Source organism: Methylomonas sp. DH-1, from assembly GCF_046097555.1.
Classification (GTDB): domain Bacteria; phylum Pseudomonadota; class Gammaproteobacteria; order Methylococcales; family Methylomonadaceae; genus Methylomonas; species Methylomonas koyamae.
Window position 1 is genome coordinate 4051589 of the sequence record NZ_CP143089.1, and the last position, 23387, is coordinate 4074975.

At 58.5% G+C, this 23387-nt stretch carries 16 protein-coding genes, 3 tRNA genes and 1 other RNA gene; 11 read left to right on the plus strand and 9 right to left on the minus strand.

Annotation, left to right across the window (positions count from 1 at the left end):
- Nucleotides 1-18: 18 nt before the first annotated feature.
- Together VXJ35_RS18475 and VXJ35_RS18480 are read right to left on the minus strand one after the other, a co-directional pair.
- A complete protein-coding gene (locus VXJ35_RS18475) occupies nt 19-231 on the minus strand; it encodes a cold-shock protein (protein WP_064022702.1) in 213 nt (70 codons plus the stop codon).
- Nucleotides 232-618: 387 nt separating this feature from the next.
- A complete protein-coding gene (locus VXJ35_RS18480; RefSeq protein WP_064022703.1) occupies nt 619-2718 on the minus strand; it encodes a diguanylate cyclase in 2100 nt (699 codons plus the stop codon).
- Nucleotides 2719-2868: 150 nt separating this feature from the next.
- Here VXJ35_RS18480 and VXJ35_RS18485 point away from each other — a divergent pair, with 150 nt between their 5' ends.
- Nucleotides 2869-3591 carry a Tom37 metaxin N-terminal-like domain-containing protein gene (locus VXJ35_RS18485; protein ID WP_054759306.1) on the plus strand — a complete coding sequence of 241 codons (723 nt, stop codon included), beginning with the start codon at nt 2869-2871 and terminating at the stop codon, nt 3589-3591.
- On the opposite strand, the gene VXJ35_RS18490 is transcribed toward VXJ35_RS18485, so the two are convergent.
- Nucleotides 3588-4508: a LysR family transcriptional regulator gene (locus VXJ35_RS18490; RefSeq protein WP_064022704.1), complete on the minus strand. Its 921-nt coding sequence runs from the start codon at nt 4506-4508 to the stop codon at nt 3588-3590. The two genes, VXJ35_RS18485 and VXJ35_RS18490, sit on opposite strands and share 4 nt — an antisense overlap.
- Nucleotides 4509-4800: 292 nt before the next feature.
- Here VXJ35_RS18490 and VXJ35_RS18495 point away from each other — a divergent pair, with 292 nt between their 5' ends.
- Nucleotides 4801-5283, plus strand: coding sequence for a tautomerase family protein (locus VXJ35_RS18495; RefSeq protein ID WP_054759305.1), 483 nt, complete (start codon nt 4801-4803; stop codon nt 5281-5283).
- Between the two features lie 58 nt (nt 5284-5341).
- Nucleotides 5342-6748, plus strand: coding sequence for an aldehyde dehydrogenase family protein (locus tag VXJ35_RS18500; protein ID WP_064022705.1), 1407 nt, complete (start codon nt 5342-5344; stop codon nt 6746-6748).
- A 16-nt stretch (nt 6749-6764) separates the two neighbouring features.
- Here the strand turns inward: VXJ35_RS18500 and zwf are convergent, their stop codons facing one another.
- On the minus strand, nt 6765-8255 hold the full coding sequence (zwf, locus tag VXJ35_RS18505) for a glucose-6-phosphate dehydrogenase (RefSeq protein WP_064022706.1): 1491 nt from the start codon (nt 8253-8255) through the stop codon (nt 6765-6767).
- 167 nt (nt 8256-8422) lie between these two features.
- The gene (locus VXJ35_RS18510) at nt 8423-8887 is read right to left on the minus strand and encodes a hypothetical protein (RefSeq protein ID WP_157198232.1); all 465 of its coding nucleotides are present in this window, start codon (nt 8885-8887) and stop codon (nt 8423-8425) included.
- Between the two features lie 497 nt (nt 8888-9384).
- Here VXJ35_RS18510 and VXJ35_RS18515 point away from each other — a divergent pair, with 497 nt between their 5' ends.
- The gene (locus VXJ35_RS18515) at nt 9385-9987 is read left to right on the plus strand and encodes a glutathione S-transferase family protein (protein WP_064022708.1); all 603 of its coding nucleotides are present in this window, start codon (nt 9385-9387) and stop codon (nt 9985-9987) included.
- 45 nt (nt 9988-10032) lie between these two features.
- On the opposite strand, the gene VXJ35_RS18520 is transcribed toward VXJ35_RS18515, so the two are convergent.
- Genes VXJ35_RS18520 through VXJ35_RS18530 form a run of 3 tightly spaced genes read right to left on the minus strand, consistent with a single transcriptional unit; the run spans nt 10033 to nt 14797 of the window.
- A complete protein-coding gene (locus VXJ35_RS18520; RefSeq protein ID WP_064022709.1) occupies nt 10033-11376 on the minus strand; it encodes a Dyp-type peroxidase in 1344 nt (447 codons plus the stop codon).
- An 11-nt stretch (nt 11377-11387) separates the two neighbouring features.
- Entirely contained in the window at nt 11388-12725 is a 1338-nt protein-coding gene (locus tag VXJ35_RS18525) for a hypothetical protein (RefSeq protein ID WP_064022710.1), read from the minus strand.
- Nucleotides 12726-12763: 38 nt separating this feature from the next.
- Nucleotides 12764-14797 carry a cytochrome P450 gene (locus VXJ35_RS18530; protein WP_064022711.1) on the minus strand — a complete coding sequence of 678 codons (2034 nt, stop codon included), beginning with the start codon at nt 14795-14797 and terminating at the stop codon, nt 12764-12766.
- Between the two features lie 376 nt (nt 14798-15173).
- On the opposite strand from VXJ35_RS18530, the gene VXJ35_RS18535 reads away from it, so the two are divergent.
- The 7 genes from VXJ35_RS18535 (at nt 15174) to VXJ35_RS18565 (ending at nt 22366) form a co-directional block, all read left to right on the plus strand.
- Nucleotides 15174-16772, plus strand: a complete 1599-nt coding sequence (locus tag VXJ35_RS18535) for an alkaline phosphatase (protein ID WP_064022712.1) — start codon at nt 15174-15176, stop codon at nt 16770-16772.
- 80 nt (nt 16773-16852) lie between these two features.
- A complete protein-coding gene (locus VXJ35_RS18540) occupies nt 16853-18091 on the plus strand; it encodes a glycerophosphodiester phosphodiesterase (RefSeq protein ID WP_082880997.1) in 1239 nt (412 codons plus the stop codon).
- Between the two features lie 177 nt (nt 18092-18268).
- On the plus strand, nt 18269-19555 hold the full coding sequence (locus VXJ35_RS18545; protein WP_064022713.1) for an RNA polymerase sigma factor: 1287 nt from the start codon (nt 18269-18271) through the stop codon (nt 19553-19555).
- Nucleotides 19556-19684: 129 nt separating this feature from the next.
- Entirely contained in the window at nt 19685-21922 is a 2238-nt protein-coding gene (gene parC, locus VXJ35_RS18550; protein ID WP_064022714.1) for a DNA topoisomerase IV subunit A, read from the plus strand.
- A 187-nt stretch (nt 21923-22109) separates the two neighbouring features.
- A tRNA-Pro gene (locus tag VXJ35_RS18555) sits at nt 22110-22186 on the plus strand.
- 6 nt (nt 22187-22192) lie between these two features.
- Nucleotides 22193-22269 (plus strand) — tRNA-Arg (locus VXJ35_RS18560).
- A 21-nt stretch (nt 22270-22290) separates the two neighbouring features.
- Nucleotides 22291-22366 (plus strand) — tRNA-His (locus VXJ35_RS18565).
- A gap of 481 nt (nt 22367-22847) precedes the next feature.
- Here VXJ35_RS18565 and ssrA read toward each other — a convergent pair.
- Nucleotides 22848-23228, minus strand: a transfer-messenger RNA (tmRNA) gene (gene ssrA, locus VXJ35_RS18570).
- Nucleotides 23229-23387 lie beyond the last annotated feature (159 nt).

Genomic DNA, 23387 nt, shown 5'->3' on the forward strand with positions numbered 1-23387 from the left:
ACCTGTAGAGCCAATCGATTAGATGACTTTTACGTTTTCAGCTTGCAGACCTTTAGGGCCGCGGCCGATGCTGAATTCGACTTTTTGGTTTTCTTCCAGGGTTTTGTAACCGCCGGAATTGATGATGTTTTTGAAGTGAACGAAAACGTCGGGGCCGGATTGTTGCTCGATAAAGCCGAAGCCTTTATCGGAGTTAAACCATTTTACGGTGCCAGTCGTGATTGTAGACATAAGTAAGTCCTTGAAAAAATTTAAAATATTGCCTATGAGGCAGGTGTAGCCGGTAAAATTGGAACTTACTTTATGAAATCAGAGCGAGTTGCGGCTTCGGTGGAAGCGGCATCGAAATGGTAATCAGCAGGGTAAATCTTAATTTTGGAGCTGGCAGGAGTATGGATGCCTAACCGCCCCGAGTCAAGCACTATTTTTTCCGTGTGGCGGCACCTCTGGCCGTGCCCGATACCAGGCGCGCCCTGCCGGACACTTTCGCTTTGCCCGCCACACCGTAATCGGCATCGGCCGGGATCGGATTATAAGCCGGTATCGTCTCGACAATACCGGATTTGCGAGGCGACCGGGTTTAATCCGCCGCAATCAGCACGCGAGCTTGAAAGCGGATTAGAAACGCGGACCCGATTCGCCGGCCGCGACGCAGACCCGGTTGCGCCCGCTGTGTTTGGCCCGGTACAGCGCCTGGTCGGCCCGATTCAGCAACGCATCGACACCGCCGTCGCCGGCGCTTAATGCGGCCACGCCGATCGAAACGGTGAAACTCAGCGGCATAGCCCCATCGAGCGGCACCCTGGCCTTCCCAAGCGCCTCTTTCAACCGCTCCGCCGCGTCGATTGCGTTGCCTTTATCGGTCTGCGGCAGCAAAACTGCGAACTCCTCGCCGCCCAGGCGGCCGATGATGTCCGCTTCGCGCAAGGTTTCCCGGCATACGTCGGCCAATTTCTTCAGCACTGCGTCGCCGGCCTTGTGGCCGTGTATATCGTTGACCTGCTTGAAGAAATCGATGTCCATCATCAACATCGCCAGCGGATTGCGGTAGCGCAGCGCGCTGGCAAGCTCCTGTTCGGCCTGCTCCATAAAGTAACCGCGGCTGCTGACGCCGGTCAGATGGTCGGTACGCGCCTGCCGGGTAAGTTCCGCTTCCAGCCGCTTGCGCTCGGTAATGTCGGAATGGGTACCGCTCATCCTGATCGGCTTACCAGCCGCGTCGCGCTGCATGACCTTGGCTTGATCCAAAATCCAGCGAATGCTGCCGTCCTTATGCAGCATCCGGTATTCCAATTTATGCGCCGGCGAACGGCCTTCGATCACGTCCAAAATCGACTGCCAGGCTTGCTCCCGGTCGTCGGGATGGACGAAATCGGTCCATTGCTGCGTGGTATGGCGGATTTCGTCATGGCTGTATCCCAGCATTTCCGCCCACCGCGAATTGCGCAGCACCTCGCCGGTCCGGATATTCCAGTCCCAAAAACCCAATTCGGCACCTTCCAACACGAAGCGGAGCTGTTCCTCGCTGCGGCGCAAGGTGTCTTCGATGCCCTTGCGCTTGGTAACGTCGCGGATGATGCTCAGCGCGTGCCAGGAATTTTGCAGTTTGACCGCGGAAATCGACAGCTCGATCGGAAACTCGTCTCCGCCTTTTCTCAGCGACGAGGCCTGAATGGTTTTACCTATCATGATACCCTGTCCGGTCTGCTCGAACTTTTGGTAACCGGCCCGGGCAAGATCGCGCATCGGCGCCGGCACGATCAATTCGTGCAGATTCCGGCCCAGCGCTTCGGCTTCGCTGTATCCGAATAGCTGTTCCGCCGCCCGATTCCAATGCACCACTTCGGCATCTTTGCCGATGATAACGATGGCATCCTGGGCCGCCGAGCTGATCAGCCGAAATTTTTCCATGCTCTCGGCCAATTCCGCACTTTTGCTCTGCAACTCCTCAGTGCGCTGCCGGACCAGTTCTTCCAAATGGTCGCGGTGTAGCTGCAATTCGCCGGTAGCCTGTTGCAGTTTGCCGACGACACGATTGATATGTCTGACAAACGGCTGAAAGATCAAGCCGGCTTCCAGCGCCAGCAAGGCCAACGTCAACAGCCACAACGCGGTTTCGGTAGTTTCGACCCGTCTGACATTGGCTTCACCCTCGGCTTGGTACTGTTTGACCATGGCGTCCAGAGCTGCCACCAGCCTGGTCGGTGCGGTACGGGTAATTTGAAGCAATAACGGATTGTCTGCGGTCAAAACCTCGTCGCTCAGTTGCAGCAGTTGCCGAACCGCTTGGATATACGCAGCCACTTGGGCGTCCACTCCGCCGCCAGCGTCGAAATACATGGCATGCACCTTCGGCGAATGGCTGGCGGGCAAACCCATGGCCGGATCGCCGCGCGTCAAGCCCCGATGGGAACGCTCCATCAAATCGACCGCTTCCTGCAGTTGGCTGCGGATGGCCGGCCGCCCCGGCGGCGGCGTCATCGCCAGTAAATTGGCGAACAATGCGGTACGTTGGCTAAGCATGCGCTGGCGGCCGCTGACATTGACAATCGCGGCGGTACTTTGCTGCTCCGTAATAACCAGACGTAAGCTAAACCACGCCGCGGTGGACAGCGCGGCAACCAGCATTAATGCGACAGCGTAACGTCTGGTCAAGGCGCGGGCGATGGCGCAATTTTGCGCAAAGTGAACGTCGGTCAACAACTTGCGGTTTACCATCGAAAACTCTCTCCGCTGCTTTACTTGCCGCTGTAGCGAAATTAGAAACTCGCGGTGTTTCTATACCGCCGCCGAACCCCGATAATGCCGAGTTTGCGTCAATCCGAGTTTACCCCTTTAACGGCTTGTTTGCTTAGCGGAGAAATACCGATGGTCACGTTGCATCAATTTCGCAGAGCTTGGCATATTCCGAACCCCAGCCAGTTTTGCGTCAAGCTGGAAACTTATCTGCGCATGGCCGAAATCGAGTACCGGATAGTGGAAACGCTGCCGCTTGCCGCACCGCTGGGCAAACTGCCCTACATAGAACACGACGGCCGCAAAATCGCCGATAGCCGGATCATTATCGGCTATCTGCAACAGCGTTTCAGCGACGGGCCGGACCAAACCCTCACCGCGCGGCAAAAAGCCCAAGCCCTGGCTTGGCAACGCCTGCTGGAAGAGCATTTGTACTGGGTTTGCATGTACAGCCGCTGGCAGACCGGGCCGGAGAATTGGCGCATCAACAAGCAAGCGATTTTTCAGGGCCTACCGCCGCTGCTGGCCGATAGTGTCGCCAGCCTTTACCGACTGCGCATCAAAAGCCAGATTCGCGGCCACGGCATCGGCCGCTTGCCGGCGGCACAGGCATTCGAGTTGGGCCGGCAGGACGTAGCCGCGTTGGCCGTCGCGCTGGCGGGCCAAGCCTACCTGCTCGGCGACCAACCCGCCGGCGTCGACGCTTCCGCCTACGGTATTTTGATTAACCTGCTGGCCTGCCCGGTTGCCTCGCCGGTCAAGGACTATGCGCTGGCGCAACCGGCCTTGACCGAATATTGCCGGCGCATGCAACTGCGCTATTTTCCGGAACTGGGCGAACCGCAATTCGGTTAAGCGCCCAGCTCGGCGCAGGCGGCGCGGATTTCGCCGCGCAGCCAAACATTGGCCGGCTCCTGGTCTTGCAACGGATGCCAGACCATGACCGTGGCGTAATCCGGCAAATCGAGCGGCAACGGCACCCATTGCAGAGGCTGGCTTTGTGCGATTTGCTCGGCGGTACGCTTAGGGAAGGCCATGACCAGATCGGTTTGCGCCACAATCAACGGCGCCGACAAAAAATGCGAAACCGTCAGCGCCACCCGCCGCTCCAGGCCGCGCTCGGCCAGCCAGCTATCGACCTGGCCGCTGCCGGCGCCGGTGCGGGACAGCAGGATGTGCGGCAAACCGATGTATTGCTCCAGGGTCATGTCCGGATGCACGACCGGATGGCCGATCCGCGCCACGCACACCATGCAGTCGTCGAACAAGGTCTGGCAATGCAGATGCTTGGGCGGGTTTAGCATCACTTCGAAACCCAAAACCAGATCGATTTCGCCCTGCTCCAGCGCTTCGAGCGGAAATCGGCTGCTGGTGCGTTTGAAATGGATGTTCACCCCCGGCGCCTGGCGGGCGATGCGCGGCGCCAGTTTCGGCAATAGTACGGCTTCGACGTAATCGGTGGCGGCAATCGCGAACGCGCGCCGGCTGCCAGCCGGATCGAACGGGGCCGGCGCCTTGATCAAGCCTTCCACCTCCTTCAATACCGCCGCTACCGGCTCGACCAGCGCCAAGGCCCGCGCGGTCGGGACCATGCCGGCCGGGGTCTTCACCAGCAACGGATCTTCCAACTGCTGGCGCAAGCGCTGCAACACATGGCTCATCGCCGATTGGCTGATGAACATCCGCTCCGCCGCCCGCGACACACTGCGTTCTCGCATCAGCCAATCGAAAGCGACCAGTAAATTCAAATCGAAGCTTCGTAAATCGGCCATGGCTGGATTCCCACAAAGTTTTAGCGCCGCATGTTAGCGAACACGCTTCAAAAACCGGCATCGAAAATATTCATCAGCGCATGAAAATTCGCCATTTTACCCACGGCTGCCGCCGGCCTAGAGTAAGCCCCGACGCCGCCGTTGGGCTCATATTCCTCCCAAGGGGTTCGCAAAACCCGAGCACACGGCGCGTCACCCGAGTTCGGCTCGCTGCCGGCGCCAGGCGGCCGGATTCGGATTTTAACGGCCTCAAACCGGCCGGTCCCTATGCTTCAAATTCAGGAGAATCACCATGCCTTTGTGGAAAGTCTACCATCCGACCGGCGCCTTCAGCGCCGAAGACAAACAAGAACTGGCAGAACGCATCACCGGCATATATGCCGGCGTGCCGATACCCAAGTTTTACGTCGTGATCCTGTTCGAGGAGATTGATAAGGGTAACTGCTTCGTCGGCGGCAAGCCGCATAACAAATTCGTCCGCTTCAAGGTGGACCAGATCGCCAGGACCATTCCCGGAGCTATCCTACGAGAGTGGTGGATCCGCACGCTGGATGCCGTGGTCGCGCCGTACGTCAAGGAACGTGGCTACGACTGGGAAATATCTATCGATGAAACGCCGTTCGACTTGTGGTCGTTGCAGGGCGAATTACCGCCGCCGTTCGAATCGGTCGCCGAAAAACGCTGGGTGGCGGAAAACCAGGCCAGCCCGTACACGCTGCAGGAAAAGCTGCCGGTTAACCTGATGCTGACGCCGGGCGTGACCGACCGTTCCTAAACCACGCCGCCGGCCCCGTACGGGCCGGCCTTTCGCCGTTTTCACCCAGGATTCGCCCATGACTTACCAATCCATCAACCCCGCCAGCGGCGAACTGATCGCCTCCTTTCCCGAAGTCTCCGATACCGAACTGGAGCGCGCCATCGCCGACGCGGACCGTGCTTACCGAAGCGACTGGCGCCGCCGCCCGGTCGGCGAACGCGCCGGCATCGTCGCCAAAGCAGCCGCGCTGCTGCGGGCGCGCAAAACCGAATACGCGCAGTATTTGACGTTGGAAATGGGCAAACTGATCGAGGAAGCCCAAGCCGAAGTCGAGCTTGCCGCCTCGATCCTGGATTATTACGCCGACAATGCCGCGACCTTTCTAAAACCCAAAACCTTGCCGAATGCGCCGAATGCCCAAGTGTCGATCGAACCGATCGGCACGATTCTGGGCATAGCGCCGTGGAACTTCCCGTATTACCAGGTAGTTCGCGTAGCCGGGCCGCAGTTGATGGCCGGCAACGTACTGTTGCTGAAGCACGCCGAAAACGTGCCGCAAGCGGCGCTGGCCTTGGCGCAGTTGTTCGCGGACGCCGGCGCGCCGAATGGTGTATACACCAATCTGTTTGCCGGTATCGAGCAAATCGGCCGAGCCATTGCCGACCCGCGCATTCGCGGCGTCACGATCACCGGCAGCGAACGCGCCGGAGCGGCTGTGGCCGAACGCGCCGGCCGGGCATTGAAAAAAGTCGTCGCTGAAATGGGCGGCAGCGATCCGCTGATCGTGCTGGAAGACGCGCCGCTGGCAGCGGCGCTGGACGGTGCGGTATTCGGCAGGATGTTCAACAACGGCCAATGCTGCGTCGGCTCGAAGCGGATTATCGTGGTCGGCCGCCAGCGCGCCGCGGCTTTTCTGGACGGATTCGTCGAGCGGTTAGCGGCGCTTCGGGCCGGCAATCCTATGAATCCGCAAACGACGCTGGCACCCGTGGCGTCGGAAACAGCCTTGAACCGGTTGCTGGATCAAATCGGCCAAGCCCGGCAAGCCGGCGCGCACATTGCGCTGGGCGGCAAACGCCTCGCCCGGCCCGGTTACTTTCTGCAACCGACCGTGATTACGGACATAGACGAACGCAATCCGGCGTTTAACCAGGAACTGTTCGGGCCGGTCGCAGCGTTCCACGCGGTCGACAACGCCGAACAGGCAATTGCATTAGCTAACGCCACGCCCTACGGCCTCGGCGCCTCGGTATTCACGGCCGACATCGAACGCGGCCGCACGCTTGCCGCGCAAATCGACTGCGGCATGGTATTCGTCAACCAACCGGTGTGGACCGCACCGGAACTGCCGTTCGGCGGCATCAAAAACTCCGGCTTCGGCCGCGAATTGGCCGAGCGCGGTTTCTACGAGTTCGCCAACGAGAAACTGGTCAACTTAGCGCCGGCGGGCGCCGGCCTTTGGGGACCGGTGGCATTGGACTAATGTTTTGCCGGCAGGTCTACGGATGGCACTCCGGCAGCAGAGAAGTGCGCCAATACTGGTCTTCCTTCTCGAACAGGCGCCGGCTTTCCTCCGGCCCCCAGGAACCGGCCGGATAGGTGGGGATATAGTCGCGTTCGATCGCCCAGTTTTGCAGGATGGGATCGACGATGCGCCAAGCGTATTCCACTTCGTCGAAGCGCAGGAATAGCGAGCGGTCGCCTTTCATGACGTCCAGCAGCAAGTCTTCGTAAGCGTCGACCCGACGCTCGTCGGGCTGGCGGAAGCTGGCATCCAGACTGGTGGTGCGGGTACGCATCTCCAGGCCGGCTTCCTTGACCGTCATTTCCATCCGGATGCATTCGTCGGGCTGGATGCCCATCAGCACCCAGTTTGGCGTCATGCAGTGCACCTGGGTGTCGCGGAAAAATTGCAGCGGCGGATGGCGGAAACAAATCGAAATCGACGACTGCCCCTTGGCCATGCGCTTGCCGGTGCGCAGATAAAACGGCACGCCGCGCCAGCGCCAGTTGTCGATCAGCAATTTCACCGCGGCATAGGTCTCGGTGGTGCTTTCGGCCGGGATATTGGGTTCTTCCAGATAGGCCGGGACTTTGTGGCCGCCGATGCTGCCCTTGCCATATTGGCCGCGGAAAGCGTGGGCGTGTACGGCCGACTTCGGAATCGGCCGGATCGATTTCAGGACTTTGACTTTTTCGTCGCGCAGCGATTCGGCGTCCATCGATACCGGCGGCTCCATCGCCACCAGGGTCAATAGTTGCAGCAGGTGGCTTTGCACCATGTCGCGCAAGGCGCCGGCGCTGTCGTAATATTCGCCGCGGCTGCCGATACCCAGTTCTTCGGCGTGGGTGATTTGCACGTGGTCGATGTAATTGCGGTTCCACAACGGTTCCAGCATGACGTTGGCGAAACGGAACACCAACACGTTCTGCACCATGCCCTTGCCCAGGTAGTGGTCGATCCGGTAAATCTGGTCCTCGCTTAAATAGCGGCTCAGACGTTTTTGCAGCGCTTGCGCGCTCTCCAAATCGTAACCGAACGGCTTTTCGATCACGACCCGGCGCCAGCCGTATTCTTCGTTGAGCAGGCCGACGCCGCTCAGGGACTCGATCACGTTACCGAAATCGCCGGGGCCTATCGCCAGATAAAACGCGACATTGCGGGAAAACTGCGGCCGGTTGCCGAGGGTTTCGGCCAGCGTCCGGTAGCATTCGGGCTGGTCCAGATCGCCGCGGTGGTAATCCAGGCGCTCGGCGAAGCGGGCGAATTCGGCTTCGTCCAGCGGCGTTTTCGATTGCTCCTGCAACAGGGTTTTCACTTCCGCCAACCAAGTCGCCCGGTCCCAGGGCCGGCGGCCGACCGCCACAATCCGGGTGTCGTCCGGCAGTTTTTTCTCCAGTTGCAAATGGTAAAACCCAGGCATCAATTTCAGCCGCGCCAGATTGCCGGTGGCGCCGAAGATCACATAGGTGCAGGGATCGGTATTCATAGCTTTGACTCCTTGCCGAAACGGCGCTGCTTAAAACTGTTGCCGGCAGTTTGCATGATTTCCGCGCCGGAGTCGAATCCCGAGCGTTTTACTTGGGAATGCCCACCGAGCCGGCACCGCGATTGCCGCCAAGTTCGGCCGTCGCAAACGCCGGCGGCAAATCGAGATTACCTTGCCAAGTATTTTTGCAGCTTGGCCGCGACCGGTGGGGCCGGTAACGGCGGCGGCATGTATTTCTGAATCTTGCTATCGCACGGCATCGCCGGCAAAGGCGGCGGGGGCGGCGTCGGCGAAGCAAAGCTACGTTGCCCGCCGTGTCCGGGCGGCTTCGGAATGAGCCCGGCTCGGCTGAGTTCGCCGTTTTTCACGAAAATCTCCAGATCATCGGCCGCGTTTTTACCGAGCACGACCATAATCGAATTACAGCCGCTGTAGCCGACTTTTATTTGCAAAAAAGGATTCGTCAGCATCTCGTTTAATTTTGCATAACTGACTTTTACGAACGGTTCCTTGGCTCGATTTGTCGTGAGAAATTTGGATAAGTATCCGAAGACGTCACTCTCCGGCGAATCGCGCACATCTAAAGCCAATTCGGCCACTTCCGGCCGCAGGTCGATGTAGTCGTCGGCCAACTGCGACAAAAAAATTCGCAGCGATTCCAGTACGTGCTTCACGTCCGGCCCGTCGGCGGCCAAGGAAAATAACGCTTGCACATTGTTGTGCGGATAACTGTATGTTGGCATTGCAAAACCCTCGTAGTAAATAGCGATAGCGCCGGATGCGCCGGATGCGCCGTTACGGGTCGGCCACCGCATCGCGCGGCCTTAATCCACCCTGAACTCAAGCAGTTCAATTTGCGAGCCAACGGCTGTGCTTCCGCCGAAAAAAAACTAACGATTTGTAAGTTAAAGGTTTTTTTCATGGCCGACCGCTTCGGCACAGCAACTTAGAAGTAAATCCGGCGCCGACAGCGGACGGTATTTAGTAGGCGGCACGAAATACCGTCCGTTTCTACGCCTACGCGGCATAAGCCAACCAGCGAGCCTGAACCCGTGCCACCCCGAACCCGGCGCCGCGGGGAACCGGCCAATCGTTTACAATCGCTCGACAAACGATAGGAAACGACATCATGAAACTGTACGACATGGAGTTATCCGGCAATTGCTACAAAATCCGCCTGCTATGCGGCTTGCTGGGTATCGATTACGAACGGGTACCGGTCGATCTGATGCAAGGCCAGCATAAAACCGAGGATTTCCTGCGCCTGAATCCGCGCGGCCAGATCCCGGTATTAGAGGACGCCGGCGCACTGATCTGGGATTCTTCGGCAATTTTGCTGTATCTAGCGCGACAATACGGCGGCGAACAATGGCTGCCGTTGGCGGCCAAACCGATGGCGGAGGTGATGCAGTGGCTTAGTCTGGCGCAAAACGAACTGCTATACGGCTTGGCTCGAGCGCGGGCCGCGAAAAAATTCAACCGGCCCTGGGATATCGAGCAATGCCAGCAACACGGCAGACTGGGCTTGCAAGTGCTGGAACGGCAATTGGCGACTAACGCCTGGCTGGCCGGCAGCCAGCCGACCATTGCCGATATCGCTTGTTATCCTTACGTGGCCTTGGCGCCGGAGGGCGGTGTGGCATTGGCCGAGTTCCCGGCCGTACTGGCCTGGATGCAGCGTATCCGGGAATTGCCCGGATACGTCGCCATGCCGGGGATTGGCGCAGATTAGCGGCTTGCAGGCGGAAGCGGTGTCCGCTGCCGCCTGCGGCAATGGCTAGGACGCGGCCAACATGCCCAGCGCCGTCAAGCTGGGCAGGAAGAAATAAGCCCCGCCGCGGGTCGTGACGAACTGTTGGAAGCCGCACACCCGGCGGCGTAACGGTTCGTCCTGGATCGTAAACTTGCGGTCGGTTTCCAGTGCGCTACCGATCAACGGATCGTCTTCGTCGTACAAACCGGCGAATTTGAGGTTATTGATCCAGGTGTGTTGCACGAATTCGAATTGGCGTTCGATATTGGCGTTCAGGCAGATGAACAGCAGACCGCGTTCGTCCTTGCCGGTGTCCTGGCTCGGGTCTTCGAGGAAGCTGCCGTAGCTGCGGCCGCGGCGCAAGATACGGTGGCGATTGGCGACTTTCAGCGATTCGGCCTCGTTTTCGCCTAAACCGACCCCGCGCGGATTGGCGCGGCGAATATGGGAGCCGAACGGGCAGCCGGTGCCGTCCTTGTCGTTGGCAAAAGTAAAACTGTTGTCGATTTTATCGGGGTCGGTCTTTTCCCCCGGCGCCACCACCGCCCCGCTTTTCCAGCGGCCGACAAACTTGGCCGCCAGATATTCCGGATCGATACCCTGCCGAGCTGCCTCGTCGTTGATAAATTGCCAGAATTCGCCGACGTTTTGTTTGAGCTGGCGAAACACCAGGTAAGTGCCGTTGGCGCCGAACTGCTCGCTGACCGGCATTTGGGTTTTCTTGCCGTCGTACTGGTTCGGGTAACCCAGCAAAAATTCGCCGGTCGCGATTTCGCCGGCGCCGGTCACGGTCGGAAAGCCGTCCACCACCGGATCGGAAATGCCGTCGGCAAAGCCGAAATGCTCGCGGACGAAACCGTGCTGGTTTTGCACCTTGGCGCCGGCATCCAGCCGGTCGATTTTGCTTAAGCCTGCCGCTTTGAAGCCTTTTTCGAAACTGCTGCAACTGGCGGCGTGAATCGCGTCGTCCTTGGAAAACAGTATCAGCAGAATGTCGACTTCCTTATTGCCGTTGCCCCAGCTCCATTTGCCCGGATCGTTGGGGCCGCGGTCGCCGAGTAAGGCCGAGCGGTGTTCGGAATTCATCCCTTCGCGAAACGACAGTTCGAAACTGTAACGCTTGGCTGCGTCCGCCTCCAATTTGCAGTAGCCGGGATAGCTGATCGCCAAGTTCAGGCGGTTTTCGGTGGTGTCGTCCGGTTTTTCGGCGCCGTGGCTGATTCGGCCGCTGTCGACCAGATTTTTCAACCAGGCTTTGGTTTTGCCGGCGTCTTCGATGCGAAGCAGATAGTAACTGGCATTGGCCATGTATTTGTTGTAGCCACTGAATACGATGCCTTGCACTTCGTCTAGTTTTATCGTTGTCATGGTTCGAGTCCTTATAAGCATTTCAGCCAGGCGGCCAGATCGGTGGTGGAGAACAGGCCGGCGTGGATGCGGCGGTTGTTTTCGATGTTTTTCACCGACAGATCGGTATAGGCGCTGTACCAGACCAATTCCGGCAACTGGCTGTTACGGGCGAAGTTTTTGAAACGCTGCTCGTCGCGGGAACCGCCGCGCAACGCCAACCACTGCGTATCCGGAAAACCTCTGTCCTTGGCTTGCTGGGTGTTGCTCCAGACCGCGGTCAAACCGACGCTGGCGTGGTCGATGAATTCGCCCAGGTAGTTTTCCCAACTGCCGTCGTAGTTGCTCATGAACAGCAGACGCCGGCGGCCGCCGGCATTGCCGGGCAGGATCACCCAACGGGCGAAATGGATCGTGACGATGCCGCTCAAATTGCCTTTGGTCGCCACCAGTTTGGCGACCAGATTGATACCGGCCAACACCACTTTCAACGTATAAAACCGGAAGTTGCCGGGCTTGATTTCGATGACGCTGGTCAAATGGTTTTGCAGTTGGCGGTCTTCCACGCGCTGAATCGCCTGCATTTGCTCGGACACCACCCAAGGCTTGTCGTCTTGCTTGTCGCGCATTTCGTGCCAGCGCAGTACCACGCCGAACGCCACCGCACCCAGCACGGCCAGCGTCGCCAGAAACTCGGTAAACGGCCCGAACCAGCCGAAAAAACCGCCGACCAGAACGATGCCTACCAGCGCCAGCAGCGCATTGAATAACTTGTCGCCGTACAGCGTCAAAAACGGTTGCGCCGCGATCTTGGGAATGCCGGCCGGATATACCGTCTGCAAATGCTGCACCACCGCGGCCTGGATCTGCGCTTCAGTCTGGCCGACCAATTCGCTGCGCTTGTCGTCGATGAATTTTTCGATATGGCCGCGGATTTCCCGCTGCCGGTAAATCGTATTGCGGTTCTGGCCGGGATGGGCGACGTAGAACGCATTGGCGCCCTGGTCGTTAGCCAACAGGTAAGCCGCCAACTGGCCGGCGTCGCTGCCCGGATAATCGGCGCAGCAGCTATAGACTTTGTTGACGAAATCAGGATTCCTCGCAATCAATTCGTTGACGAAATCTTTAACTTCGCCGTCGATATTGGCCTCGAACGCCAGCAAGGCCGGCGCCGGCGAACTGCCCGGCGAGGGATGGTCGCCGGGTATGACGAAGAAGGTGCAGTAATGCAGATGCTCGTAGGCGGCAAAAGATATCTCTTGGCTCTTCTTATTCTTGATATCCAGCCCGATCGGTTCCAGATAGGTTTTCAGCGCCTCCAGCTTGTCCGGCAAAATTTCCGTGATAACGGTCATCGGATTCTGTTGCATAGCAAAGTCCTCTTGAAATTATTATGGTCTGGTAGAAATTACCGATCGAACGCCAGCACGAATTGATCGGGGAACGGGCCGTCGTACAGCAGGCAACCGCATTTCCTGAGATTGTTCAATCTCAGCAAACTGCCTACGATCAACGGAATCTGGATCCGGTTGACGTACTCGCCGAAACAGCGGTGCATGCCATCGCCGAAATGCAGGTATCGGTCCAACGGCCGGTCGTCGCGGACGCTGAACGGCTCCGGCCAGGCGCTTTCGTCGAACATCGCCGACGCGGTGAAGGCGAATACTTCGCTGCCTGGCGGAATTTTGACGCCGGCGATTTCCGCGCCGTTTTTGCAATGCCGCCGCATCGCTGCCGCCATCGTGTTGAAGCGGAACACGTCGAAACACAGGTGCAGCAGCTTGTCTTCGTCGTCGACCGCTTGCTTGGCCAGCGCCAACACGTCCGGCTTGGCTAGGAATTGTTCGACGATCAGGGTACTGGCCATCGAGGTGGTGTCCAACGCACCGACGATCAGACCGGAGATATTGCGGCGGATGGCGTCGTCGTCCAGGTCGTGCTGGCCGTCCAGGCCCATTTTGATCAGGCGCGACAAAAAGTCTTCGAAAACTTCGCCGTTTTGCAGGCGCTGCCGGCGCTCGGCGATCAGATTCAACAGATACGGCCCCATTTCCCGGAAGGATTGCTCGGCGGTTTGCTGAATCCCGCGGTTATTGGCCAAGTTCAAAAACAGATCGTGAAACAGCGAGCGCATCCAGCGCATCATCGTCACTTCATCGGGGCCAGGCACGCCCAGATAATCCTCGATAAAGCGCCGCGCCGCCGGCCGCGCCAATTGCGACACCATATCGATCCGGCCCACCGGCAATGCGGCTTGCACCAATTCGTCGCAGTGGTGGCGGACGATGCGCCGGATCAGATCGGCTTCGTTGGGCTGGATCACCCGCCGCAATGCGCCCTGCTCGCGGCTGTATTGCTCGGAGCGGTCCATGCCCAGAAAGAACGGCCCGTTCAAACGCTGCATGTTGGGCGCGTTGATTTCGGCGATGGTGAATTCGGTATCGCGCGCCAGCGTCTCGCGCACGTCGGCGTCACGGGTGACGATACCGAACTTGCCCAGCACCAGCACAGGCTTATGTTTGCGCAGCAAACCGAACAGTGGCCGCTGTACCTTGGCGCCGGTCAATTGGGAGATGCCGCGCGCCAAATAGTAAGACGCCAAATTCTGCGGCGTGGTCGAAGTCGGATGGTGATCCAGCTCTGCTTGGCGCGGCGGCCGGTGTTCGCGGTACATCTTCAAGGTCAATTCGCCGCTGCGGCTGGTACGCAGCTGCCGGCAAAACGCCTGGTATTCTTCAGGCAAACTGTCTAAGGCCGGAAATTCTCCGCCGTATTGGTCCGGAAAAATCACCGGCGCCGCAAGTGCCGCCAGCGCATAATCGGCGATACCGGGTTGCGCCCCGCTCAGATAAGCCCGACCGTCGCTTAACAACGCGTCGATTTCGCCGAACAGCGCTTCGATTTTGGCGCGGTTGGGTTGGACGTAATCGGCGCCGACCGGCAGATTTTTCTGCATCGCCGTGCGGATATACGGATAGGCCTTTTCCAGAATGGCCTGTTGCCAACTAGCAATGCCGCGCCGCCAGGCCGGCAGCAAAATCTCCGGGTGCGGCAGTAGCATCGAATAGGCATAGTCGCGGGTCGCCAGACCCAGCGCATCGAGTTTACCCAGCAATTCGCCGGTGGTTTGCCGCTCTGCGGCGCCGGCCGGAAACAGGCGGCGTTCGGCCGGCAAGCGGGCATCGATGTATTCGACGATGTCGCGCCAGTTATCCAGCGTCGCCTCGCTGCTGACGAATACCGGCATGGCCTGGCCGCCGCCACCGGCCAAACGGAACGGCAGCAAATGCAATACCGGCGCGCTGCCTTGTTCGCGGTAAGCTACACCGCCGGTTTCCAAGACCCAGCGCACCAGCTCGCAAATGTGGGATGTCGGAATCGTCAGCAGCAGATTCGGTTTTTTGGAACGGGCTCCGCGCCGCGTGTCTCCGGGTTTAATCATGTTTCCTACCTCTTGCTTTTATAGTTATTGTGTCGCTTTCCCTGCCGGGCGGCGTATCTCCGCCGCAGCCTGAGACGGCCGCTATCCGCAATTTAGCGCCAACTGCCTATAGCCGCCGATTCAAGAGCGCAATAATAGACCAATCGTAACTATTTGATATAGAAAGCGAAAGAAAAATGAAGCCTAGCAACATCCATGCCGAAATGAGATTTGCATCACAAAAACCATCGGCTTCGAGCAACAGGCTTATCTAACGCTCAAAGACTTGCTCTCGACTCGCGCAATTGCAATCTTCCTGTAACCGGACCTTAACCGTCCTGTCATTGTGCCGTTCCTATAATCCCCGGCTCATCAAACCGCCTTGGGAGCCCACCTCATGCAACACTTCCGTAAATTTCGCTGTAAACCGTTGGCTTTGGCCTTGAGTCTGGCCGGCTTGTCGGCCTTGCTGCCGGTCCATGCCGAAACCGGCGACGCGCCGCAGATCGGACAAGGCATCCAGATCGGCGACTTGGCGCCGGGACGGGCGATCATCTGGAGCCGTGCCGACCGCCCGGCGCGGATGTTCGTCGAATACGCCTACAATCCAAGCTTCGCCGACTCGGTGTTGATCCGCGGCCCGTACGCGATGGCCGAGTCCGATTTCACCGCGCGCCAGGATTTGACCGGCCTGGACGACGGCAAGGATGTTTACGTCAGAGTCTGGTTCGAAGACCTGACCAACGCTCGCAATAAAAGCGCAGTCGTCAATGGTAAATTCCATACGCTGGGCAAACGCGACAACATCCGTTTTGTTTGGGGCGGCGACATCGCCGGCCAGGGCTGGGGCATCAACGAAAGCTTCGGCGGCATGAAAATCTACGAAGCGATGCGCCAGGTCCATCCGCAATTCTTCATCGAGAGCGGCGACAGCGTCTATTCCGACGGCCCGATCAAGGACAGTGTGGTTGCCGAAAACGGCCAGGTTTGGACCAACCTGGTGACGCCGGAAGTCAGCAAAGTCGCCGAGACCTTGAACGAATTCCGCGGCCGCTACAAATACAACCTGCTGGACGCCAACGTTCGCCGTTTTAACGCCGAAGTGCCGCAAATCTGGCAGTGGGACGACCACGAGGTGGTCAACAACTGGTCCGACGCCAAAGACTTGAGCGCCGACGGCCGTTACACCGAGAAAAACATTCCGACCCTGATCGCCCGCGCTACCCAGGCCTTCCAGGAATACGCGCCGCTACGTCCTCACGGCGCCGAAGAATCGGAGCGGGTTTACCGCAAACTGTCTTACGGCAAATTGTTGGACGTGTTTGTCATCGATATGCGCAGCTATCGCGGCCCCAACACCGCCAACCTGCAAACCGAGGAAAGCCTGGACACCGCGTTTCTGGGTGAGGAGCAATTGGCTTGGTTGCAACAGGAATTGGAACACTCCGATGCCACCTGGAAAGTCATTTCCGCCGACATGCCGATTGGTTTGAACATCGGCGACGGCCAATTGGCGGACGGCACGCCACGCTGGGAAGCGATCGCCAACGGCAATCACGGCCCGGCCGCTGGCCGCGAGCTGGAAATCGCCCGTTTGTTGAAATTCATCAAAGATGAGCGCATCAAAAACATCGTCTGGCTGACCGCCGACGTGCATTACGCCGCCGCGCACTTTTATGATCCAGCCAAAGCGGCGAGCAATGACTTCCTGCCGTTCTGGGAGTTCGTTTCCGGGCCACTGAACGCCGGTTCGTTCGGCCCCAACAGCACCGACGGCACCTTCGGTCCGCAAGTGGTGTTCAGCAAGGCACCGCCGGCCGGCCAGGCCAACCTGTCGCCTTACGCCGGTCTGCAATTCTTCGGCCAAGTCGACATCGACCAGCGTAGCCGCGCCATGACCGTGCAACTGAAAGACCTGAACGGTGCGGTCGTATTCAGCAAAACCTTGCCGGCGCAATCCGGCCGCGACCGTAAACACGATTGGGACCGCGACTAATTGATGTCGGGGTCGGACGGCTTGCCGTTCGACCTGTTTCGGTTTCAACGCAGCAATCGGATTAATTTAAGGAACAAACCATGCCAAAATCTTACGCATTTCGTCTATTACCGTTGGCCTTAGCCGCCAGTTTTGCCATGCCAGCACTTGCCGACGCCGATTTCAAACGCCACCACCAACCGCGCACGCAGGCGCCGCTGGTGATCGGCCATCGCGGCGCGTCAGGTTATTTGCCGGAACACACCCTGGAAGGCTACGCCAAAGCCATCGAGTTAGGTGCCGACTTCATCGAACCGGATTTGGTATTGACCAAGGACGGCAAAATGATCGCCCGCCACGAGCCGATGATAGGCGCGACCACCGACGTCGCCAGCCATCCCGAATTTGCCGACCGCAAGAGCAAACGCCTGTTGGACGGCGTCGAAGTCGAGGACTGGTTCGCCAGCGACTTTACCCTGGCCGAAATCAAAACGCTGCGCGCTGTGCAGCCTCGCGCCAACCGGCCACAGGAATTCAACGGCCTGTACCAGATTCCGACGCTGGACGAAGTGATCGCCCTGGCCAAGAGTCAGTCGCGCCTGAGCGGCCGCACGATAGGCATTTATCCGGAAATCAAGCATTCCACCTACCACGCCGATCTGCGCAACGCCAGCGGCCGCCGCCAATTCGGCCGCCATTATTTCGAAAACCGGCTATTGGCAAAATTGCACGCCGAATACGGCAACAGCGAATGCGCGCCGGTGTTTATCCAATCGTTCGAAGTCGGTAATCTGCAATACCTGAGCCAGAAAACCGACATCAATCTGGTGCAATTGATCGACGCCGACGACGTCAACGCCGACGGCTCGATCTCGTTGGTGCCGCCTTACAAACAACCTTACGACTTCGTCAAAGCCGGCGATACCCGCACCTTTGCCAACCTGTTGACCGCGGACGGCCTGGATTTTGTGGCGTCCTACGCCGACGCGATCGGGCCATGGAAACCGTATCTGGTTAAAACCGTAGCCGACAACGTCGACCGTAATGGCGACGGCGCGATCACCATCAACGACCGCCGCGTCGACGGCAGCACCGGCGTGTTGGAAATGGCCCACGCCAAAGGTTTGAAAGTCCATACCTGGACCTTCCGCAACGATGCCAGCGGCTACGGCTTCGCCGACCCGCAAGCGGAAATGACTTATTACTACGACTTGGGCTTGGACGGTTTGTTTACCGACTTCGCCGACACCGGCGTCGCCGCACGGGATGCATCGACCAATACCGGCAGCAATATCGAAGCTTGCGGCCGCCATAGCCGGCACAATCGCCAACACCGTTGATTTCGTAAGCGCCTCCGGCCGCGGGTGGCCGGAGGTGCGTTTCCGCCCTTCCGCCATCGCTCTGGTTCCGAACCGTTCTGGCAAAACCGAACCGGGGCAGTTTTTGCCGTATCCACTGATTTGGTTTGGTAGTATGTGGCACCAATCCCGACACTGCCTTTGCCTTTTCCAGCCGATATGCGCGACCCGGACCGCCAACCGCCAACCACCGTGAAGCCGACCGCCGAAACCGCCGCGGCCGTCCGCAACAATATCGATGCGCTTTACCGCGCCGAATCGCGGCGGGTGTTTGCGACGCTGATTCGGCTGCTCGGCGATTTCGACATTGCCGAGGAAGCCCTGCACGATGCGTTTCGCAGCGCATTGGAACAATGGCCGCGCGACGGCATCCCGGCCAATCCGCGCGCTTGGCTGGTATCGGCCGGCCGTTTCAAAGGCGTCGATAAACTGCGCCGGCAAAGCCGCTACGACTTATACGAAGATATGGCGCAAGTCGCCGGAACCGAATCGGCGTCGTCCGATCTCGACGGCGACGGCCTGGAAGACGACCGGCTGCGGCTGATCTTTACCTGTTGCCATCCGGCGCTGCCGGCCGAAGCCCAGGTCGCGCTGACGTTACGCGAAGTGTGCGGTTTGGCCACCGAGGAAATCGCCCGCGCCTTTCTGTTACCGACGCCGACCCTGGCGCAACGCATCGTCCGTGCCAAGGCCAAAATCCGCGACGCCAAAATTCCGTACCGAACGCCGGAACGCGACGAGCTGGCCGAACGCTTGCCGCCGGTGTTGCAAGTGGTGTATCTGGTATTCAACGAAGGTTACTCGGCCTCCTCCGGGCCGGAGTTAAACCGTCCCGACTTATCCGCGGAAGCGATTCGGCTGGGCCGGCTGTTGGTCGAATTATTGCCGGCCGCCGAAGTGCAAGGGTTGCTGGCATTAATGCTATTGCACGAATCGCGCCGTCCCGCTCGCCGCAGCGCCGACGGCGAACTGGTCTTGCTGGAGGACCAGGACCGGTCTTTATGGGCCTCGGCCCTGATTGAGGAAGGTTTGCAACGGGTGGAGCAAGCCTTGCGCCAGCCGGGTTACGGCGTCTACGCTCTACAAGCCGCTATCGCCGCAGTTCACGCCGGCGCAACCTCGGCGGCCGCTACCGACTGGCGGCAAATCGCCGGGTTATACGAGGTGTTGTTGAAGCTGGCACCTTCGCCGGTCATTGCATTGAACCGCGCGGTTGCCATCGCCATGCGCGACGGCCCCGCCGCCGGCCTGGCTTTGATCGACGCTATCCTGGCCGAAGGCAATCTGGCCGAATACCATCTGGCCCACGCCGCCCGCGCCGACTTATTGCGCCGCCTGGGGCACACCGATTCTGCACTGCACGCCTACCAAACGGCGCTGGCATTGGCAAAGCAGGAACCGGAGCGGCGTTTTCTGCAACGCCGGATCGGCGAACTCGGCGGTTAAGCCATCCGGCATCGGTTGCGGCGGCCGCTACCGCCGATTCGATTGCCGGTTCAAAGTTGCGCCGGTGTGGTATCGTAGCGCCCGCAAATTCGCCGTCCCGAGCCTCATTCCAAGGAAAGCCAGCAATTCATGGGTGCACAAGAAAACTTCGAACAACTTCCGCTAAAAGATTTCACCGAGAAGGCCTACCTCGATTATTCGATGTACGTCATTCTGGACCGGGCCTTACCGCACATCGGCGACGGCCTCAAGCCCGTGCAGCGCCGCATCGTTTATGCGATGTCCGAACTGGGGCTGACCGCGCTGGCCAAGTACAAGAAGTCCGCCCGCACCGTCGGCGACGTGCTGGGTAAATACCATCCGCACGGCGACTCGGCTTGCTACGAAGCCATGGTGCTGATGGCGCAGGACTTTTCCTACCGTTATCCGCTGATCGACGGCCAGGGCAACTGGGGCTCGCCGGACGACCCTAAATCGTTCGCGGCGATGCGTTACACCGAATCGCGGCTGACCGCCTACGCCCAAACCCTGCTTAGCGAGCTGGGCCAGGGCACGGTCGATTGGGTAGACAACTTCGACGGCACTTTGCAGGAACCGTCGCTGTTGCCGGCGCGCCTACCCAATGTACTACTGAACGGCACCACCGGCATCGCGGTCGGTATGGCCACCGACATTCCGCCGCATAATTTGCGCGAGGTCGCCGCTGCGGTGCTGCAACTGCTGGACGAGCCGGAGACGCCGCTGGAAGGCTTGTTGGAACATATCAAGGGGCCCGATTTTCCGACCGACGCCGAAATTGTCACGCCGGCCGCCGATCTGCAAAAGCTGTATCTGACCGGCAACGGCTCGGTGAAAATGCGCGCCAAATACGAAATCGAAGATGGCAACATCGTCATCACCGCGTTGCCACACCAGGTGTCCGGCGCCAAGTTGCTGGAACAGATTGCGGCGCAAATGCTGGCGAAAAAGTTGCCGATGATCGAGGACTTGCGCGACGAGTCCGACCACGAAAACCCGACTCGCTTGCTGATCATTCCAAAAACCAAGCGCACAGACTTCGATGCGGTGATGTCGCATTTGTTTGCGACCACCGATCTGGAGAAAAACTACCGAGTCAACCTGAACATGATCGGCCTGAACGGCAAGCCGCAGGTCAAAAACCTCAGACAGATTCTGACGGAATGGATCGCGTTTCGGACCGAAACCGTACGCCGGCGTCTGCAATACCGTTTGGACAAGGTGCTGGCGCGCTTGCATATCCTGGAAGGCTTGCTGATCGCCTACCTGAACATCGACGAAGTCATCGCCATCATCCGCCACGAAGACCATCCTAAACCGGTGCTGATGGCGCGGTTCGGCTTGACCGACGTGCAGGCCGAAGCCATTCTGGAATTGAAACTGCGGCATCTGGCGAAGTTGGAAGAAATGAAGATTCGCGGCGAGCAGGACGAATTGGAGCAAGAGCGCCAGGCGCTGGAAAAAACGCTGGGGTCGGCGCATTTGTTGAATCGCTTGATCCGTAAAGAAATCGAACGCGACGCCGAGAAATACGGCGACGCCCGCCGCTCGCCAATCATCGAACGCGAGGCGGCGCAAGCGCTGGACACCACCGAACTGATCGCCAACGAACCGGTCACCGTCATCCTGTCGCAAAAGGGCTGGATCAGAGCGGCCAAGGGCTACGACATCGAAGCGGAGGGCTTGAGTTACCGCGCCGGCGACGGCTATCTGTCCTCGGCCAAGGGGCGCACCACGCAACCGGCTTACGTGCTGGATTCGACCGGCCGGGTCTATACCATCACCACTCACGATTTACCGTCGGCGCGCAGTCAGGGCGAACCCTTGACCGGCCGCCTGAATCCGCCGCCCGGCAGCCTGTTTACCGCCGTGTTTACCGGCCAAGCGGACGACTGGGTGTTGATGTGCAGCAGCGCCGGTTACGGTTTTCGAGTGCAGTTGAAAGAGCTGTACAGTAAAAATAAGGCCGGCAAGGCGGTGCTGACCATCCCGGAAAAAGCCAAAGCGTTAACGCCGGCCCCGATTGCGCCGGAACGTGACTTGCTGGCAGTGGCGACGTTGCAGGGCCGGCTGTTGATCTTCCCGGTCCAGGATTTACCGGAACTGGCCAAAGGCAAAGGCAACAAGCTGATTCAGATCCCGGCGTCGGACTTGGCTAACGGTAAGGATGCCGTAGTCGCCGCCACGGCTATTTCCGCGGCCGGCGAGCTGAAGGTGGTTTCCGGCAAACGTTTCGTCACGTTGAAGAAAATCGATATCGAACAATACGCCGGAAGCCGGGCGAATCGCGGCACCGCGCTGCCGCGAGGCTTCCAAAAAGTCGATGCGCTGGAATTCGGCTCCGACTAGCGCTGAAATTCTTTTTTATCAATAGCTTGTAAACAATTGTCGCATGATTATCACAATGCCGCCGCCGAACTCAAAACGGTCATATCCGGCATAAGTAAAAAAGTAGTTGACTCATTTCGAATAAACGCCTATCATGGCGATCTTTCTGAAGCGCTAAGGCTCTTCGGGGATAAAAAGAAGGTCAATTCGGGGTATAGCGCAGTCTGGTAGCGCGTCTGCTTTGGGAGCAGAATGTCGGGAGTTCGAATCTCTCTACCCCGACCAAGATTTGCGCTTGTAGCTCAGCCGGATAGAGCATCGGCCTTCTAAGCCGAGGGTCGCAGGTTCGAGTCCTGCCAAGCGTGCCATCGCGAAAATCATCCATTATGGTGAGCGTAGCTCAGTTGGTAGAGCCCCGGATTGTGATTCCGGTTGTCGTGGGTTCGAGCCCCATCGTTCACCCCATCCAGACCAAGTCAAAAAGTTAGCCTACCACCAATAGAGATCATTAGGCTAGCCTTCTCTGTTACTCAAAAAACAACCAACCCACCACCTGTATCACTTCGATACACATCAAAAAAATCCCTCACCTGAGCATCTTTTCCGTCCTTTTATTTAGGAAAAGCTATCTCCAACAGTTCGCCGACTTCTTAATATCAGCTTGGCAACTCGCTCAGACGCTATGCGCCTGACTCAGAGCCATTCCTATGCCCGATCCACCGAAATCCATACCTCTAGCCTACGCGGTTTTTGCGCAAATTTTTCGATGTGCATTTTGGTTATGGCGCTCCCATTCGCCAATCCGCCGGAAAATAAGCGACTCAGGATGATGAGGAAATTTCACGATGTGCCAGTAAATTGGCGTTTCCTGCAATTAGGAAACGCCAATTTACTGGCAAAAACTGAAAGATAAAAAATCATTTTCTTTATCTTTCAATGGGTTGATTGGTGGAGGTGGGGGGAATTGAACCCCCGTCCGCAAGCACTCCGCCACAAGCTCTACATGCTTATCCCGCGCTTTTAATTTAACTGTTGACTACCCGTCGGGCCAAGAGGATCAACAGCGATTTCGATTGGATTTAGCGATTCAGGCTCCGAACTAAGCCCTGGCGCGATCTTATGTAATATGATCCCTGAGCGCCTCTCGAAAGAGACTCCAGACGCATAAGTACATCTGGTCAGAGAAGTGGTGCAGGTTTTAAGCTGCTAAGGCCACTGAGTAGTTTTCGTCGTTTGCGAATACTTTTTTTCAGTAGGTTTTACGAGCTGTACTGTGCTCGGCATGCACCTGAGGTTTTGCTACCCACGTCGAAGCCATGTCACCCCCGGAATCTTCATTCTACCAAAACGATAAAAGAATTGCTCTTTAAGATAGGGACTCGCTCGATAAGTTCACCCCCTTCCCCGCCCGCCTTCACCTTGATTTCCGCTTGAATCGCCGGCATTTAGCGTTACGGTTGAATTGGCCGGCCGACGCCGAACCGCA

Coding starts and splice junctions, on each gene's coding strand:
- VXJ35_RS18490 (WP_064022704.1), bottom strand. CDS start 4,508: ATGGCCGATTTACGAAGCTTCGATTTGAATTTACTGGTCGCTTTCGAT.
- zwf (WP_064022706.1), bottom strand. CDS start 8,255: ATGAATACCGATCCCTGCACCTATGTGATCTTCGGCGCCACCGGCAAT.
- VXJ35_RS18525 (WP_064022710.1), bottom strand. CDS start 12,725: ATGCAACAGAATCCGATGACCGTTATCACGGAAATTTTGCCGGACAAG.
- VXJ35_RS18485 (WP_054759306.1), top strand. CDS start 2,869: ATGGTCACGTTGCATCAATTTCGCAGAGCTTGGCATATTCCGAACCCC.
- VXJ35_RS18500 (WP_064022705.1), top strand. CDS start 5,342: ATGACTTACCAATCCATCAACCCCGCCAGCGGCGAACTGATCGCCTCC.
- parC (WP_064022714.1), top strand. CDS start 19,685: ATGGGTGCACAAGAAAACTTCGAACAACTTCCGCTAAAAGATTTCACC.
- VXJ35_RS18540 (WP_082880997.1), top strand. CDS start 16,853: ATGCCAAAATCTTACGCATTTCGTCTATTACCGTTGGCCTTAGCCGCC.
- VXJ35_RS18520 (WP_064022709.1), bottom strand. CDS start 11,376: ATGACAACGATAAAACTAGACGAAGTGCAAGGCATCGTATTCAGTGGC.
- VXJ35_RS18530 (WP_064022711.1), bottom strand. CDS start 14,797: ATGATTAAACCCGGAGACACGCGGCGCGGAGCCCGTTCCAAAAAACCG.
- VXJ35_RS18515 (WP_064022708.1), top strand. CDS start 9,385: ATGAAACTGTACGACATGGAGTTATCCGGCAATTGCTACAAAATCCGC.
- VXJ35_RS18535 (WP_064022712.1), top strand. CDS start 15,174: ATGCAACACTTCCGTAAATTTCGCTGTAAACCGTTGGCTTTGGCCTTG.
- VXJ35_RS18480 (WP_064022703.1), bottom strand. CDS start 2,718: ATGGTAAACCGCAAGTTGTTGACCGACGTTCACTTTGCGCAAAATTGC.
- VXJ35_RS18495 (WP_054759305.1), top strand. CDS start 4,801: ATGCCTTTGTGGAAAGTCTACCATCCGACCGGCGCCTTCAGCGCCGAA.
- VXJ35_RS18545 (WP_064022713.1), top strand. CDS start 18,269: ATGCGCGACCCGGACCGCCAACCGCCAACCACCGTGAAGCCGACCGCC.
- VXJ35_RS18475 (WP_064022702.1), bottom strand. CDS start 231: ATGTCTACAATCACGACTGGCACCGTAAAATGGTTTAACTCCGATAAA.